Origin of the sequence: Cypionkella psychrotolerans (assembly GCF_001294535.1) — a bacterium.
Taxonomy (GTDB): Bacteria; Pseudomonadota; Alphaproteobacteria; order Rhodobacterales; family Rhodobacteraceae; genus Cypionkella; species Cypionkella psychrotolerans.
Map to the genome: position 1 here is coordinate 1 of NZ_LGIC01000023.1, position 17,160 is coordinate 17,160.

14 protein-coding genes are annotated in these 17,160 nt (G+C 59.1%); 4 read left to right on the plus strand and 10 right to left on the minus strand.

Features of this window, described 5'->3' with window-relative positions; genetic code table 11:
- Positions 1 to 441, plus strand: a 441-nt coding sequence (locus tag AKV04_RS04925; protein WP_162232836.1) for an ATP-binding protein, incomplete at its 5' end; no start/stop codon positions are given.
- Here the strand turns inward: AKV04_RS04925 and AKV04_RS25380 are convergent.
- The 8 genes from AKV04_RS25380 to AKV04_RS04960 form a co-directional block, all read right to left on the minus strand.
- Positions 416 to 694, minus strand: coding sequence for a hypothetical protein (locus AKV04_RS25380; protein ID WP_082351526.1), 279 nt, complete (start codon positions 692 to 694; stop codon positions 416 to 418). The two genes, AKV04_RS04925 and AKV04_RS25380, sit on opposite strands and share 26 nt — an antisense overlap.
- A gap of 337 nt (positions 695 to 1,031) precedes the next feature.
- Positions 1,032 to 2,537 (minus strand): aromatic amino acid lyase, encoded by a 1,506-nt coding sequence (locus AKV04_RS04930; protein ID WP_054005360.1) that lies wholly within the window; start codon positions 2,535 to 2,537, stop codon positions 1,032 to 1,034.
- A 72-nt stretch (positions 2,538 to 2,609) separates the two neighbouring features.
- Positions 2,610 to 3,404 carry a HalD/BesD family halogenase gene (locus AKV04_RS04935; protein WP_054005361.1) on the minus strand — a complete coding sequence of 265 codons (795 nt, stop codon included), beginning with the start codon at positions 3,402 to 3,404 and terminating at the stop codon, positions 2,610 to 2,612.
- 89 nt (positions 3,405 to 3,493) lie between these two features.
- On the minus strand, positions 3,494 to 4,399 hold the full coding sequence (locus AKV04_RS04940; RefSeq protein ID WP_054005362.1) for a LysR substrate-binding domain-containing protein: 906 nt from the start codon (positions 4,397 to 4,399) through the stop codon (positions 3,494 to 3,496).
- 71 nt (positions 4,400 to 4,470) lie between these two features.
- Positions 4,471 to 6,468, minus strand: a complete 1,998-nt coding sequence (locus AKV04_RS04945; protein ID WP_054005363.1) for a dipeptide ABC transporter ATP-binding protein — start codon at positions 6,466 to 6,468, stop codon at positions 4,471 to 4,473.
- Positions 6,461 to 7,309: an ABC transporter permease gene (locus AKV04_RS04950; RefSeq protein WP_054005364.1), complete on the minus strand. Its 849-nt coding sequence runs from the start codon at positions 7,307 to 7,309 to the stop codon at positions 6,461 to 6,463. The genes AKV04_RS04945 and AKV04_RS04950 overlap by 8 nt, the downstream gene beginning before the upstream one ends.
- Positions 7,306 to 8,259 (minus strand): ABC transporter permease, encoded by a 954-nt coding sequence (locus AKV04_RS04955; RefSeq protein WP_156317374.1) that lies wholly within the window; start codon positions 8,257 to 8,259, stop codon positions 7,306 to 7,308. The genes AKV04_RS04950 and AKV04_RS04955 overlap by 4 nt, the downstream gene beginning before the upstream one ends.
- A gap of 59 nt (positions 8,260 to 8,318) precedes the next feature.
- Positions 8,319 to 9,977, minus strand: coding sequence for an ABC transporter substrate-binding protein (locus AKV04_RS04960; protein WP_054005365.1), 1,659 nt, complete (start codon positions 9,975 to 9,977; stop codon positions 8,319 to 8,321).
- Positions 9,978 to 10,257: 280 nt separating this feature from the next.
- On the opposite strand from AKV04_RS04960, the gene AKV04_RS04965 reads away from it, so the two are divergent.
- Positions 10,258 to 11,241: a nucleoside hydrolase gene (locus AKV04_RS04965; protein WP_054005366.1), complete on the plus strand. Its 984-nt coding sequence runs from the start codon at positions 10,258 to 10,260 to the stop codon at positions 11,239 to 11,241.
- Between the two features lie 504 nt (positions 11,242 to 11,745).
- Here the strand turns inward: AKV04_RS04965 and AKV04_RS04970 are convergent.
- Both AKV04_RS04970 and AKV04_RS04975 read right to left on the minus strand, forming a co-directional pair.
- Complete coding sequence (locus AKV04_RS04970) at positions 11,746 to 12,147, minus strand: GtrA domain-containing protein (RefSeq protein WP_054005367.1); 402 nt, start codon at positions 12,145 to 12,147, stop codon at positions 11,746 to 11,748.
- A complete protein-coding gene (locus AKV04_RS04975; protein WP_156317375.1) occupies positions 12,144 to 13,928 on the minus strand; it encodes a hypothetical protein in 1,785 nt (594 codons plus the stop codon). Before AKV04_RS04975 ends, AKV04_RS04970 begins: the two co-directional genes overlap by 4 nt.
- A gap of 255 nt (positions 13,929 to 14,183) precedes the next feature.
- Between AKV04_RS04975 and AKV04_RS04980 the strand changes: the two genes are divergently transcribed.
- Both AKV04_RS04980 and AKV04_RS04985 read left to right on the plus strand, forming a co-directional pair.
- Entirely contained in the window at positions 14,184 to 15,374 is a 1,191-nt protein-coding gene (locus AKV04_RS04980; protein ID WP_054005370.1) for a glycosyltransferase family 2 protein, read from the plus strand.
- Positions 15,375 to 15,723: 349 nt separating this feature from the next.
- Positions 15,724 to 16,680, plus strand: a complete 957-nt coding sequence (locus AKV04_RS04985; protein WP_235815545.1) for an IS110 family RNA-guided transposase — start codon at positions 15,724 to 15,726, stop codon at positions 16,678 to 16,680.
- The last annotated feature ends 480 nt before the right edge of the window (positions 16,681 to 17,160 follow it).

Below are 17,160 nucleotides of genomic sequence, written 5' to 3' on the forward strand. Positions count from 1 at the left end.
GGAACAGGCACCGGCAAAACCCATCTTGCCATCGCACTCGGTGTCGCCGCCATCCATCACGGCAAGCGCATACGCTTTTACAACGCCGTCGATCTGGTCAATCTTCTGGAACGGGAAAAAGCTCAGGGCAAAGCCGGAAATCTGGCCAAGCAACTCACCCAGATCGACGCGGTCATTCTTGATGAGTTGGGCTATCTGCCATTCCCGGCCTCTGGCGGCGCCCTGCTGTTCCATCTCATCAGCCAACTCTACGAAAAGACATCCCTCATCGTCACAACCAATCTCAGCTTCGCCGAATGGGTCACGGTCTTCGGTGACCCAAAGATGACCACTGCGCTCCTCGATCGCATAACTCACCACTGCGACATTCTCGAAACCGGAAACGACTCCTGGCGCTTCAAACAGCGCAAGAAAATCAGCGACCAAACTGATCAATATTGAACGCTGTTACCTGTTCAATATTCGACGCTGATTGACACCATGGATTATAGATTGTCTGCCCACGCCCAAAGGCGCGCGCATGTTCGCCCACGATCAGCCCATTCTGCCGGATGACGATCCGCTCGGCATAGGCATCTAGCGTTGGCACCGGGCCCGCATTGCTGCTTTGCGGAAGTATTATTGCGGAGCTGCCGTTGATCCGAGAACGCAGCTTCTGCGAGAAATCTGCAGAGTTTTTTGGACTGAGGGCCACTATTTCCCGCCATCAAACAATACGGATGCTTTAACCCGCGCCCAGTGCCGTCTCGCGGCTGTGCAACGGCCACGAACCAGACGTTCATGCTCGCCGCAGCGAAAATCGTCCACCAATGTCGCCGATGCGCACAGAGCTTTCGCTCGTGCAGGCTTTCTGCTCCGCGTACCACTCGCCCGGCGACTTGGACAGCAAAGCAGGACAGGCTAACGCTGCCAGTGATTTCCATTGATGCGCGGATCACCGACACCACCAACCCAGCTTTTATCCTCCCCTCGCCTGAAACCCCGACGCCACGGGACAAATGGTCGTCGAAGACTTTTTAGGTAAAATCCTATCACCGAGGGAAGGCAGCTTCATCCATGTTCATTAGAATGTCGACAATCGCCTCGATTGAAAAAACCTCCAGCCCTTCTCGGCCAATGGGAAGCTCGGGGGCGATCCGCGTTACATATTCCCGCAGACCCTTACCGAGACTGTCAGTGGCGAGTTGCCTTTTCTGAATCGCCCAAATCGAGACGATAATCTCAATCGAGAACACCAGGCGCAGCGCCCCGAGCATACGCTCAAAATCCGCGACAGCATGCAGAGCATGACCAGCGGTGTCTTCCACACCATCGGCGATCTGGCCGACCGACAACAGCAAGGACGGCGCCGCCCAGATTTTGATCGAGGTGATCAGCGAGGCCGCAAGATGGCCGAGATTCAGGAATTGCACCCCACCCAGCGGGCTGTTCGGGTCGGAAAACCCGGTAGGCAGGCCGGAAAACTCGGTCCACTGCTGTTTGTGCAGACGTTCGCCTGCAATATCAGCGGCTTTGGCGAAGGCCTGCCGCAGACCGTCGATCGCAAGCGTCATCCGGCTGGAATCCATATTGCCATGCGAGCGCACCGAGCGGTCGTCATGATCGACGATGGGATTGTCGGTGACAGAGTTCAATTCCTCGTCCCAAACTTGGGTCGCGCGTTCCAGCAATTCCTGCAAAGCCCCGTGGATTTGCGAGGCGCAGCGGAAGCTGAGAGGGTCTTGGATGCGCCGCGCGGCACCGTCTTGCCAAAGCTGGCTACCTGCCAGCAGGTCGCGCAACTCGGCGCTGACCTTGGCCTGACCGCCGCGCTGATGCGCTTGGTTGACCTTGGCGCTGATGGCGTTCAGGTTGCCCCGGAAGCCTTCCAGTGACAGCGCCAGCGACAGGTTTGCCAGCCGCAGGATGGCTTGCGCCTCGATCAGCGCATCGGCACCGGTGGCCAGCGTGATCGCGTTGGTGTTGATGAGAGAAAGCGTTTCTTTGGGGCCGGGAATACCGCGCGCCAGAGCCTCGGGTTGCCTTTGCAGCCAATCGGCAATTTGCGCCATCGGGATCAAGTCTGCCGCACCGACGGTGCCATAGGACGAGACTTGTGGCATCTCGGCCGTGTTGATCTGACCTACGATCAGGTCCACAAGCGGCGCGGACACGCCCGACAGGCCCAATGAGAACTCATTCGCCAGAATAATCAGCGCGGCACGAACACGGTGTTCAGGCAGCACGGCGCCGCCCATATGGGTGGAATGGGCGCGGGCGAGACGGCGATTGTAATCGCGCATACCTTCGGGCGGGACGGCAAATTCCTTTTGCGAACCGACCCCGGTGGTGATGCCGTAGCCTTTCACGCCGCTGGACACGATGTCTTCAACCACGCTGCGGCCTTGGCGGATGCGCAGATCGGCACCTTCGGCAAGGGTGATCGGGCGGGCGCGATGCGCGGCGGCGACAAGTTGCGCACAGGTCAGGCTGATGCCGTCAAGGACAAGCGGATCGGCATTGGTGGGAGGGGTCATGGCGTCTTTGGTCCGGGTCATAAAAAGGCCGCCACAATGCGGCGGCCTTGGGTGAAGGGTTGGGCTTTGCCGCAGCAGCGGCGGGGCCAGGATCTAGGCGGCAACGGCGCGGCCATAAAAGCCGGTCTGTTCCTTGGCGGTCATTATAACACCGGGGCGATCAAAGAATGCAAAGATTGCGACTATGCGCTCTGTCGGTCCTTGCACCTGCACGACGCGGTGCAAAGTGTTGATGCCACGAAAGACGTTCAGCGCGCCGGGGTGCAGTTTGACCTTTTTCACCTCCGGGTCTTCGCCGCGCAGCAGCGCTGCGACGCCGTCATAGTTGGGGTCTTCGGCGCTGCGCAGATCGGATCGGTATTCCAACTCGCCGCCCTGCTCGGGCGATTGCAGCAAGATGGTGGTGGTGAATTCGGAACGGTCGAAATGCCAGTTCAACGCCTCGCCCGCGCGGCTGGCTTGCACGTTCACCCGCGCCATCGGGTCGTCCATGCGATACAGTGTGTCTTTGCTCATGGTGGCGGCAAGGAAAGTGGCGAAGGGCGGCCAGTCGTAAAGATCAATCACTGGATTGCCCGCAAGCTGATCGGCGGTCAGTGTGTGGTTGACGGTTTCGACCTGGGCCAATGCCGGGTGATCTTCGGACAAGCCTTCGACTGTATCGCGGAAGTAGATGTTGTGTTTGCGGGCATGGCGGAACGAGGCGGTTGCCATCGCGGGCTTGGTGGCGTCGGCTGCGGCTTGGGTCACATCGGCGCGCATGAAGCCGGGCAGATCGAACATGCCATCCGCAGCCAGACGGGCTTTGCAGCTGGCCACGAGGGCCGCGTATTCGGGGCTGTCGGGGCGGTCGATCGGGTAGGTGTCAAGATCAAGAAGGTGGTTCATCGGGCATCCTCCGCTATTTCATGCAGCAAGTGTCACCTGCCCGAAAGCGCGGCGCAACCGCCTGAAATATTAGCGAAGTTTAGAATAACTTAGCCAAGCGATGGCGCGGCGGATAGCCAGCTTGCCAAGGCCAACAGATGCCGCTTGCGGGCTTTCGCGCGCGGATAGGCCAGACAATAGGGATAGCCCAAGGCGATGCTGATATCCGAAAGCGCCACAAGCCGACCCGAGGCAATATCATCCAGCGCCATCATCCTTTGCCCCAAAGCCACGCCAAGGCCTTCGCGTGCCAAGTCCAGCACAAGGCTTGACCGTCCAGCCTGAAAGCCCTTGGTGTCCGAGGGCGGCTTTAACCCCGCCTTCACAAACCAGCCGTGCCACGTCGGATGCGAGCCGAAACTGCTGCCCCAACTGGTGTGCAACAAATCGTCTTCGGGAACAGCCGCCATACCCAGCGCCGCTGGATTGTGCGCCAAGTAAGCCGGGCTGCACAGCGGGAGGACCACGTCTTGTTCCAGCAGTACGATGCTGTGCTCGGGGTATTGCGCGGGATCATACCCCAACCGCAAGTCTATGTTATGGCGAGAGAAATCGGCAGGGTCCGGTTCCACCCGCAGATCAAACCGGAAATCGGGATGCGCGCGGGAATAGGCGGCAAGCCGGCTGATCAGCCATTTTTCGGCCACTGAATCGATGGTGCTGATCACCAGCCGAGAGCGCGAACGGTCTGACACCAGCTGTTCGGTTGAATCCGAAATCATCTGAAGCGCTGCGGCGGTGCCTTCACGGATGGCATGGCCCGCATCGGTCAGCACGACGCGGTTGTTCATCCGCATGAACATCTGCTTGCCAAGGTAATCTTCCAGCTTGCGGATTTGTTGGCTGATCGCTGCGGCAGAGACACCCAGTTCTTCTGCAGCTGCAACATAGCTGCCCGTCCGCGCCGCCGCTTCAAAGGCGCGCAGAGCGTTCAGCGGTGGCAGGGTCAGGGGCATCGGGGCTTTCTCTTGGTTGGTCGTGCCAGTCCTATCAGTTTTCCGCAGGTTGGGTAATCCCGCAGACAGGCTCATCCACGCACCGGCAGCGCGTCGGCGGGCAAGTGGCATTCGATCACATGCCCCGCCTCTAATACGATCTGCGGCGGGGCCTTGCTGCCGCATAGGCCCGGAATGCTTTGCGGGCAGCGGGTATGGAACACGCAACCCGTTGGGCGTTGCGCAGTGGTCGGCAGCGCGCCCACCAACTTGACGCGCTCTGCCCCCTCATCGCCTATGGCGGGGGCCGAAGACAGCAGGGCCGCCGTGTAGGGATGATGCGGGCCGGAAAACACCGTCTCGGCCGGGCCGATTTCCAAGACTTGCCCCAGATACATCACCGCAATCCGGTCGGACAGATAGCGCACCACCCCCAGATCGTGCGAGATCAGGATATAGCTGACCTGTGTTTCCGCCTGCAAATCCGCGAGCAAATTCAAGATCGCCGCCTGAACAGACACATCAAGGGCAGAGGTAGGCTCGTCACAGATCAGCACCTGCGGATCGCTGGCAAAAGCGCGGGCGATGGCGACACGCTGCTTCAACCCGCCCGAAAGCTGGCGTGGCATTGAGGCCAAGTGGCGCTCGGTCAGCCGCACACCTTGGGTCAGCGCCTGCACGCGCGCCTCACGCGCAGCGCCTTTCAGCCCGACCAGCAGAGAAATCGTGCGCTCTAACATCCGACGCACAGTATGAGAACGGTTCAGCGCGGAATCCGGGTTTTGAAACACGATCTGGATGGATTTGACCTGATCGCGTGTGCGCGCGGCGGTGCGCCCGGCAAGGGGCTCGCCCGCAAACTTCAGTTCGCTGCCCATATCCGGCTGCAACAGGCCCAACAGACAACGCGCGAGAGTGGTCTTGCCGCTGCCAGATTCGCCGACAAGACCGAGTGTCTCGCCCTTGCGCAGTTCAATTCCAATATCGCGCAACACGCGCTGGCGCTGATCACCATCGCCAAAGCTTTTTGACAGGTTTTCGATCTGCAGGATCGCCGCCGCCTGCTCAGCCATGCGCAACGTCGCGCCCGCCTTGGCAACAACGGGCAAAGCCCCGGCGCGTTCGGGGTAGTGGCATTTGCTGGCATGGCCATCCGCAACGCGAAACGCAGGCTCGGTCGAACGGCACAGATCATCCGCCACCGCACAGCGCGCAGCAAAGACGCAACCGCTGATCACCTCACCCGGCACCGGCAGAAATCCGGGGATTGTCGCCAGCGGAGCCTGATCTTTGCTGCGCCCGGCTTGCGGCAGGCAAGACAACAGCCCAGCCGTATAGGGATGCTGCGGGGCGTTGAAAATCTGCGCGGTCGGGGCTTCTTCGACCAGACGGCCCGCATACAGCACGCCGACGCGGTCACACATCCGGGCGATGACGGCAAGGTTATGGCTGATGAACAAGATTGCGGTGGAAAGTTCGCGGCGCAGGTGCTGGATCAGGTCCAACACCTCGGCCTCGACGGTGGCATCAAGCCCGGTGGTGGGTTCGTCCAGCACCAGCAGCGTGGGATTGCTGGCAATCGCCATCGCAATCGCCACCCTTTGCTGCATCCCGCCGGAAAGCTGATGCGGATAGCGGCCCATCACCAGTTGCGGATCGCTGATCTGCACTTTGGCAAGGATTTCGACCGTCCGCGCGGCCCAATCGGCACGCGGAACGCCTGCCAGTTCAAACACCTCTTGCACCTGCCGCCCGATGGTCAGCGACGGGTTCAGCGCTTTGCCGGGGTCTTGATAGACCATTGCGACCGATTGGCGGCGCAACTGGCGCAACGCGGGCGGGGCCATTTGGCCAATATCCTGACCGTCGATCAGAATGCGTCCCGCCGTCACCGCCCCATTGCGCGGCAGATAGCGCAAAGCCGCAAAGGCCGCCGTCGACTTACCGCAACCGGATTCGCCGACAAGGCCATAAGCCTCACCCTTGCGGATTTCCAAGCTTACGCCCGCCAATACCGGGCGGGATACGCCCTTGACGCGGTAAGCAACGCTTAGGTTTTCAAATTGCAAAGCGGGGGTGGTGTCAGTCATGGCGCAGGCCCTCAATCCCATCGGCGATCAGATTGATGCCGATGATCAGCGAGGCAATGGCCGCGCCGTCAAACACCACCGTCCACCAAAACCCACCACCGATCAGCCCGTAGTTGGACGAGATCGACAGCCCCCAGTCCGGCGAGGGCGGCTGAATGCCAAAGCCGATGAAGCTGAGCGTGGCGACGGTGAAAATCGCATAGCCAAGGCGCACCGTGGCTTCGACAAGGATCGGCGGCAGCACGTTGGGCAAAATTTCGATGAACAAGATGTAAAATGTGTTCTCGCGGCGCAACTCGGCGGCGGCAACATAGTCAAAGCCGCGCTCGGCCAGCACCGCGCTGCGCACTGTGCGCGCGATCACCGGGGCAAAGCTGAACGCGATCACAACCATGACGGTGATGTTAGAGGTGCCCAGTGCGGTCAGCGCCAACAGTGCTACGATCACCGTCGGCAGCGCCAGCACGGCATCGACGATGCGGCTCAGCGCCTCATCAATCACCCCGCCGAAATAGCCCATCGTCAAGCCCAAAGCCGTGCCCAAGATCGTGCTTAGAACGGTGGCAATCGGGGCGACGGTCAGAATATCGCGTGCGCCGACGATGACGCGGGAAAACACATCACGACCCAGTTGATCGGTGCCGAACCAATGTGCAAACGAGGGCGGCATCAAGGAATTCAACAGATCATCGGCAAACGGATCATAGGGCACCAGATGCGGGCCAAACAAAGCACAAGCGACCCAGAACAGCACGATCACAACGCCGATATCAAAACTGGCCGACCGCGACAGCCGACGCAGGTCGCCGCGCCAGCCCGCGGCTGCGGTTTGGGTATTCATTCCTGACCTCCAAAGCGGATGCGGGGGTTTAGCCGGGCATAGAGCAGGTCAGCCAGCAAGGTGGTCAGCGCGAACAACGCGCCGATAGACATGACACCCGCCTGCAGCATGGGGAAGTCCTTCTTCTTGGCAGCAGTATAAATCAAGCTGCCAATGCCTTGATAGTGAAACAGAATCTCGATCACCACCAGCCCGCCGATCAGATAGACGGTCTGCGTCGCGATCACACTGATGGTGGGCAGCAAAGCGTTGCGCAGTACATGCCGCCAGATCACTTGCGGATAACTCAAGCCCTTCAACACAGCGGTGCGGGTGTAATCGGCATCCAGCGCCTCGATCATCCCGGCCCGCGCCATCCGGGCGATATAGCCAAACAGGATCAGCACCAGCGGGATCGCGGGCAGGATCAGATGGTAAAGCTGCGTCAGCGGCCCCGCACCGTCCGCCCAAGTCGCCGAGATCGGAAACCAACGCAGCCAGACGCCAAAGATCAGGATCAGCAGGATGCCCGAGACAAACTCCGGCACCACTGTCGCCGACAGCCCCACCACGGACAGGATGCGGTCGGTCGGGCGGCCCCGGTACAGCGCTGCGATCACGCCGCCGAAAATCCCCAGTGGCACCACCAGCACAAAGGCCACGGCGGCGAGTTTGGCCGAATTCAGCAGCGCCGTGCCAAGGAAAGGGGCCACGGGCGAGCGATAAGCATAAGACATCCCCATATCGCCGGTGACAAAGCCGGAAATCCAATCAGCATATTGCACCAGCACCGGGCGATCCGTGCCCATTTCGTGGTTCAACACATCCACCGCCGCCTGATCGGCAAACGGCCCCAACATTGCGCGGCCAACATTGCCGGGCAACAGATGCCCTCCCGCAAAGATCAGCACGCTCAGCAGCCATAAAGTTAGCAGCGCCAGCAGCGTGCGCTTAAGGATATATCTGGAAATCGCAACTCTCCCGGGCGGATGGGGGCGGGCCGCAGGCGATCTGCGGCCCGGATTAAGATTTACAAGCTTGCCTGTGCCAACATGATATGACCCATCGCCGTCGCCACAACCCCCGTCACACCCGCTTTGGTCACGGTCAGGAAGTCGTAGAAATACGAGAAAATCACCGGGGTTTCGTCCAGCAGCAGGGTTTGGATCTTGCCCGCCGATGCGCGCTGCGATTCCAAATCCAGCGAGGCGATATAGCCCTTCACCAGCGTATCATATTCCGCATTGGCGAAATGGGCCGAATTCCAAGTGCCGGTGCTGCTCAACGGCGCTTGCAGGAACACGTTCGGCACCCCGCGATGGCCATAATCGGTAATGCCCATTTCGGAATCAAGCCAAGGCGATTTGCCCGGCACTGCATCACCGTAATAAGCGCCCTGATCCATGATGTTCAGCGTAATATCTCCGCCGATTTCCTTGACCGCATTCTGGATCAGCACTGCGTAATCTGGAATCTCCAGATATTTCTCGGTGGTCAGCGTGGTCTTGAAACCGCCCGCCATCCCTGCTGCTTCCATCAACTGCTTGGCCTCGGCGATATTCATCTCGCGTTGTGCCACGCTGCTATCGGTCGAGGGATAGGCGGGCATGAACGGGCTGTCATTGCCGATCTGCGCCTTGCCGCGCAATAGGCCTTGCACGAATTTCGGCCGATCCAGCGTCAGCGCAATCGCGCGGCGCACGCGCTTGTCTTTGAATGGTTCCATATCGGTGCGCATATGCACCTGATGATGCGCCGAAGACGGCGTGGTGATGATGTTGAAGGTCGGATCCGCCAGCAGACCCACGGCCTGCAACACCGGCACTTGCTGGATGATGTCGATCTCCCCGGCCTGCAAGGCAAGAATCTGCGGCTGATAATCGTCGTAGAAGGTGATTTCGATGCGGTCAGGCAGCGGCGCTGCCCCCCAATAATCCGGGTTGCGCACGAAGGACGCGCCAACTTTCGGGGTGTATTTCTCCAACTTGAACGGGCCAGTGCCGATCATCGTGGCTTCAAAATCATCAGGCATCTCAGCGGGCACGATCACCGCGTTATAGTTGTCGGTTGATACCGCATAGGGGAAGTTGCCATTGGCGGCATCGAGGTGGAATTCGACGGTATAGTCATCGACCTTGCGCGTGCCGCCTTTCGATAGCATCCCCGACAGCGCCGACAGAGCGTTCGAGCCAACCGCCGGGTCCGCCAGCCGATCAAAGGTGGCGACAACATCATCCGCCGTCATCAGCTTGCCGTTATGGAATTTGACGTTCTGGCGCAGTTTGAACGTCCAGACTGTGCCATCGTTGTTTGGTGCCCAGCTTTCTGCCAGCAGCGGCACAGCCGACAAATCCGGTGCCGAAAGCACGAGCGCCTCTGCGAATTGCGACAAGATGGTCACGCCGCCGGGATCCGCAATCGTCACCGGATTGATTGCCCCCGCAGGCACAATATGACCAAAGCGTATGGTGCCGCCCGGCGTGCCAGCGCGGGCAGCAACCGGGGCAAGGCCGAAGCCCAACGCACCCGAAATCCCACCCAGCAGGGGTGCCGACAGGCCAAGCACCGAGCCATAGCGCAGAAACTCGCGACGGCTGACCGCCTCGCGCACCACACCATCAATCAGATGGTTCTCGTGTTCGTTGCGTCCACGACGCAAAATATCCAGCAATTTGTGATTGATTGTCATATTTGTCTCTCTGGCTGTTGGGGAAAGCGCCATCTGGCGTGGCTTTTTGCAGTTCAGGGGCGGGATCGGCTGATACATGACTTGAGACCGATCAGGAGGGCACCCAGCATCGACTCGGCTGCATTGCGCAACATGCATGACTCAATCGCTGTCAACATAGAGTATTGCGGCATCAGAGTCCTTGGTTTTGGGTAAGCAAGCGTCGCCAAAGACGCAGGCTTCGACAAGTTGGCAAAATCTTAGCCTGACTTAGAAAATATAAGTCAAAAGCCGCAACTGCATGCTTTCGTTTCGGCGCAAAGTGTCGAAATCTGCACAGGATGGCGCGACGAAACGGGCCAAAATCCAGAAAGGCCGCACGTTGCAAAAGATCATCATAGATTGTGATCCGGGTATAGATGATGCCGTCGCGATCTTTCTGGCGTTGGCTGCGCGCGATGATATCGAGGTACTTGGCATTACCTGCGTCAAAGGCAATGTCGGGCTGGACAAGACATACCGCAACGCGCAAAGGATTTGTGCGGCGGCAGGTCGGCTGGATATCCCGGTGCTGCGTGGCATCGCGCGTCCAATCCTTGCGCCCGCAGATCTTGCCGCCTCGGTGCATGGGGTGGATGGATTGGGCGATATTGATCTGCCGCTACCCGATGATTTCCCAGAAACCAAGACCCATGCGGTCGATTTTATCCGGCAACAGGTCGAGAAATACCCCGGCGAGGTGGTGGTGTGCGCCATTGGACCGCTGACCAATGTGGCGGTGGCGCTGCTGTTTGACCCGTTATTGGGGGAAAAGCTGCGCTCCATCGTCTTTATGGGCGGGGCGGCTTATTGCCCAGGAAATATGAACGATTTCGCCGAGTTCAATTTCATGGTTGACCCACATGCCGCCGAGATTGTGCTACAATCCGGGGCACAACTGGTGATGTTCGGTTTGGATGTTACGCAACAGACCCGGATCGAGGAACTCCATTTAGCACGCCTACGGCAGAACGGAAACGTCTGCTCCGACATCGCAGAACGACTGTTGACCGCATATGCCAAGGGGGATCAGCATTTGCACGACCCGTGCGTCGTTGCGTGGTTGATCGAACCGTCTATTTTTTCGGGAACACAAAGTCGGGTCAGAATCGTGACCGAGCCCGGACCGCAGTTTGGACGATCAATGGCAAACATCGACCCGCATGGAAATTGCCTCGTCATGACGCAAGTAGACCAGCAAAGGCTGTTCTCCATTTTGCTTTCAAAACTTGCGCAATGGCCTTAGGGAAATCTCCAAGATCACTCGGCGGGCCGGTCGTTGCGGCGCGAACGAATGGCCGCAGTTCGACGTTGCTGCGGTCGTCATGCCGCGCCTCGATCAGGCCGTTTTCCGCTCCGCCTAATGATCAAAGCCGGAAATGTTGCACGGTTGGCAAACAACCGCTCCAGCTGTATCTGCTCTGCCGCGACGCCGTCAGGCTGCCTACCGCCCATCTTGTGAATCTCACTGGTCAGACACGATCGCCCCTTAGCTGCCGGTCGAGGCGAACGCCCAAAATAAGCATGGGCACGCAGGCGGCGGAATCGGCATATTCGGGGAAGGTTTGGCCCAAAAAGGCTTCTCGATACTGCGCACGTCGGACCTGAAGAACAAGCCAGATAGCACCTAGGTAGAAGGCCAATGCCACGCTATGGCCTCAAACAACTCTGGCCATCATCAGAACTTCCTCGACGTAGAGGGGCTGCGCTTTGCGGCCCTGTTGTTTTGAGCAGAAGACTCAGGGTTTCTTCATCTTTTTCCTTGGCCTGCGAAAATCACAAAGCGGTTGATGACAAAGCTTGCTACTGCGGCCGAGGCCGAGGTGATCAAAAACAACCCGACATCGAGCCAGAACCGATGAGATACCAGCCGCGTGGTGATGAAAGAGACCGCGCTCAGGCTGGCGATCTGGGTCAGGGTATAGAGCACAAAGGCCGATTTGTGGGTTGTCTCAGCGCCAAAGGCAAAGTGCTTGTGCGACAGGAAGGCCAAGGGAATACACAGGATATAGACCGCCACCGATGTTGCAAAGGCCGGGGTTGCTGCAAAGCGGATCAGCCCTGCGGTGACAAAGGAATAGATCAGGCTGAAGCTGCCCCCGACGAAGAGAAAGCGCAGAAGGCTGCTCTGGCTCAGCGCCCGCCAATTCATTGCGAGGCCGCAGTCGGATTAGCGATCACCTCGAAAACTGCGAAATCCTTGCCTGGAAAGTCGATCTGGCGCAGGCCCGCGACCGTTTTTCCGGCCAACAGCGCCTTTGGCACCGCTTCATAGGTGCCATAAGACGCATCGCGGCACAGCACCACATAGTTCGCGCCGGTCTTGGCCAAGGCCTTTTCCATATTTGCCTCGGTGTAGAAAGCGAACTCGCCATTCCAAAAGGCGTCAGCGCTGCGGTGATAGGGTGCGGTCAGCGCGTAGTGATGCGTCAGGCTGATCAGGGGCGCGCCGAAGTTGAGCCGCGTCAGGATGCGCGCCTTGGGAAGTTGATCAAGCTCTTGCATGACCGCCTTGGTGCGGCACCGATCGTCGAGCATCTTGTTCACCTGGGCACCGTCTGCGTCGAGGCCCGTGACCATGCGCCAGATCGCCCGCCCGTTCCAATAGATATCGGCTGGCATCAGGATCACGGCGGCGCTGACCCCGATCAAGACCGCACGCCGCGGGCTTGGGTTTTGTTGCCAGCCCTGGATAAGGCAGTTGATAACATATCCAACCAGAAAGGGAAAACCGGCAGCGGTCAGCACTAACATGCGTACCTGGTAGAACATGCCCACCACGCCGACAAAGACCAGCGCGATGATCTGAACAACCGCCTCGGATTCCGCGCCCGAGGCTTTGCGAAACCGCAAGAGCCACAGCGATATCGCAAAGAGGACAGCGACGATCTGCGGGGCCACCTCGGCATAAAACTGGAAGGGGCGCAGCAGGAACACTGCCACCGCGCCCTGGGCCTCGGATATATTGTTGCGGATGAGGTTTTGCACCTCGAGCGGCAACGCGCCGTAAGGGCCGGCAAGGCAAGGCTGAATCAGCGACCAGAACAGCCACTGACTGCCAAGCACAATCGCTGCGGTCGCGGCCAGCCGCGCCCATGGCGAGGGCAGCCAGCGGGCCGCCGCAATCGGGATCATACAGGCAGCAGCGGAAATCATAATCAGCGACAGCACAGGCGTGGCCATCGCATCGCAATAGGGCACAAACCACTGCGACGGGGCCGTCTGGCCCAGAAAGCCAAGAATGGAGACCACCAGCAGGCTGCTGCAAAACCCGATCAACTTACGCCCGGCACCCGGGCGGTAAAAGCTGGCGCGGATGGTCAGCATCGCGCCCGCAAGCACGATCAGCACCAACATCTCCAGCCCCACAACCAAGGAGCAGGCCGCCGCCGCCCCGCCGATCAGCCCAGCGCGCAGCGGACGCACGGGCCAGATCAGCGCATAGGCCAGAATGGTGGTTATCAGGATCTGCACATTATGGTGGTCAATATGCCCCGGCGCAAAATGACGGTTGAAAAGCGGCAGCCAAACCATCGTGCTTAAAATCGCAACGCTGGCCGCGTTGGGCCCCAAAATCTTGCGTGTGCCGCAGCCGGTCAGCAAAACCATCGCGACAAGCAGCATCGAGGGCCAGACCACAAGCGTCAGATTCTCGGCTTGGTTCATCGGCATGAACAGATGAAACAGCGATATAATGCCGCCAATACCGAGGTCGACAAAGCGCGACCAATGCATCGGAATGCCCTCGGGCGGAAGGACGCGGTACTGCGTCATGTCAAACCAGCTTTGACCATTCAGCCAATCGCGAACTGACAGCAGGCGCATCATGTCGTCGTTGTCGGCGCTGTAAAAGACATCCTGGATTGACGGATAGCTCTGCACCGCGCGTACGATCACAAAGACGATCGCCAAAAGGGTTGCGACTTTAAACATCGTTTCGGCGCGGGATGTGGGGTTTGCGGCCATGTTCCTGCTTTGATCTGTTTATTTGTTTTTTCCGTCATGGCTTTTTTTGCAAGCTTTTGCAATTCAGCGCGCAAGACGCGCAAAAATATCCCCGCCACGTTGCAGGAATGGGTCATGAAAATTCACGATCCTCGCCGCTATGTCGCCCCATTCCAGCAGCACTCTTTTGACAACAAATTCAAAGTTCGGCTCTGGTCCGTACTGATTCGAGAGGCTTTTGCGATGACCGAATTGACCATCTTGATGCCTTGCCTCAACGAGGCAGAAACGCTCGAGGCCTGCATCGTCAAGGCCACGGATTATCTGGCGCGCTCTGGCATTAAGGGCGAGGTGCTGATTTCGGACAACGGCTCTACCGATGGCAGCCAAGAGATTGCGCTCCGGCTGGGCGCTCGGGTGGTGAATGCTTCGCAAAAGGGCTATGGTGCTGCGCTGATCGCAGGGATCAATGACGCCCGCGGCAAGTTCATCATCATGGGCGACAGCGATGATTCCTATGACTTTTCCCGCCTTGACCCCTTTGTCGAGGCGCTGCGGAGCGGCGCGGATCTCGTGATGGGCAACCGCTTTAAGGGCGGCATCTCCAAGAATGCAATGCCGCCGCTGCACCGCTATTTGGGCAATCCGGTGCTCTCAACAATCGGGCGGGTGCTCTATCAAGCGCCGATCGGCGATTTCCACTGCGGGCTGCGAGGCTTTTCGCGCAAGGCGATCCTGGGGCTGGAGCTGGACACGCCTGGCATGCAGTTTGCTTCCGAGATGGTGATCAAGGCGACTCTTCTGGGTTTGAGGATCAAGGAGGTGCCAACCACCCTCAGCCCCGATGGCCGCTCGCGCCCGCCCCATCTGCGCAGCTGGCGCGATGGCTGGCTGCATCTGAAGCTGCTGCTGACCTTTGCGCCCTATTGGCTGTTTCTCTACCCGGGGCTGTTGTTGCTGCTGACCGGCACTCTAACCTTCGGGACACTGCTGTTCGGTCCGGTCCATATCGGCGGCGCGAACTTTGACGTGGCAACGCTGATCCTAGCCTCGGCACTGATCCTCATCGGCTATCAGATGAGCTGTTTCTCGGCGCTGGCCAAGCTCTTTGCGGTGCGTTTTGGACTCTTGCCGCAATCGCCCCGCTTTAGCCGGATCGCGGCAAAGATTTCGGTCGACAATGCATGTATCCTTGGCGGGATCTTCCTGCTGGTCTCGATGCTGACCGCGATTGCTTCGGTGCTCTTCTGGGCCAATGCGGGCTTTGGCGATCTGAATGCGGGGATAATTGCGCGGCCCGCCGCCTTTACTGTGGTGACGGCCTCCTTGGGCGTGCAGACCATTACGGGCGGATTTATGTGGGGACTATTATCGCAAAGCGTCAAGAGTCTGGCGCAACAGCCCAAACTGCCGCTGATCGCCGCAGTTGGTTGAGATCTGCCAAATTGAACCCGCATCTTGCCCGGCGCGTTGGCGACCGGGCTTTTTGCTTTTCCGCGCAACCCGATCGCAGGAAATGCTCTCCCCCTCTGTTCCTTTGCGACCAGGTCTTCTTATAGGCAGCAATGCTCGACGAGCACCCTTCTGGATGCCCGCCGTTCCCCTACTGTCCCTGAGCTGAATAGATGGGGTGGTTGCCGTCCAGCTCCCTTTCGGTGGGGCGTGTGTATGGCATGATCAGGTCTTGGTATCATAGCGCTCGGGGGAGGACGGTCTATGGAGGATTTTATTATCGGGGTGGATCTGGTGAGCTCCTTTTCCGCAAGAGGCTGACGCGGGATCAATGTCGGGATTTCATGTCGCGTCACCCGCCGAGCTCGTTTTTTTTGAAGCTTGCGGTAGTTCGAGCTACTGGGCACGCGAGATGCAGGCGCTCGGCCACGAGGTGCGTTTGATTGCGCCGCAGTATGTGAAGCCTTTTGTTAAGCGTCAGAAAAACGACGCGACCGATGCCGAAGCGATCGTTGTTGCAGCACGTCAACCTGAGATGCGTTTTGTCTCGCCCAAGAGCGAAGAGCAGCAAGCTCAGGCCGCGCTTTTCCGGCCCCGTGAGCGTCTTGTGCGCCAGCGAGCCGAGTTGATGACTGCACTGCGCGGCCTGCTCTACGAATACGGGGCAGTCTTCCCCATCGGCCTCAGCCAAACAAAGCGAATTGAAGCCTATGTCGGCAGTTCGGACGCCGAGCTTGCGGCGCTGGTTGTCGCGGAGTGTCAGGATCTCCTGATGCAGATTTTCGAGCAAACAACTCGGATCGAAGCCAAGACAAAGATACTGGCGCGTGTCGCCGCCAGCAGCGAGATAGCCCGCCGTTTGCAGACGATGCCCCCTCTCGCGCATGAAGGCATGCGCTGGCGGGCAGCGGGCGTTGGCCCCATGACGGCTCTCGCTGTAGAAGCATTTGCGCCGGACATTGCGGAATTCCGATGTGGCCGCGATTTTGCCGCGTGGCTTGGCCTTGTTCCGCGCCAATATTCTTCTGGCGGTAAGGAGCGCCTTGGGCGGGTCTCAAAGGCCGGGCAGATAGATATTCGACACCTTTTGATAATCGGTGCGATGTCTAGGGTCATTGGTCGAGGGGCAAGAAACATCATCCAAGAAAGCTGGCTCGGTCGAATGATACAGCGTAAACTGAAGATGTTGGCAGCCATAGCACTGGCCAACAAGATGGCCCGGCAAATCTGGGCGATGCTTATAAGTCAGGAGGATTACCGAAATCCGGTGAAGGCGACAACGGCATGAGTCTCATGCTTGATCTGCGCTGAAAGCCGGTGCGATGGAGGGAGAAGACGACGACTATATGGGAAATGATCGAAAAGATCAGGATAGGGAAAACCAGTTAGGGGCTACGAGACCATAAGCTCGCTGAACAGATTTGGACCCGATCACGCTGATCACCATATCGGCCCGCGGCCTTTAACAGCGCCGCACACTGAGGCCTGACAGAAGACCGCACTCGATCTCGCCCAAGGTCAAATTCTTCTTGCTTCTAGGCTCCAGACTTCGGTAACGGGGTCGTCCCAGTCAAGCGGTTTTGCGCATGCGGGATGCGCCGCCGAACTGCGGTTTTGTGCTTTGAGAGCTTAGTCTGCTTCCCTTCTCGGCAACCTTCGCCTGAGGTCGACCCGGGTGCATGCTTCGGTCCGGGTCAGCGCGATGGCCGCCAACATGATGCTGGTTCAATGCAATTCCGATGTGCCCATCTCATGAGCGTGCTCGATG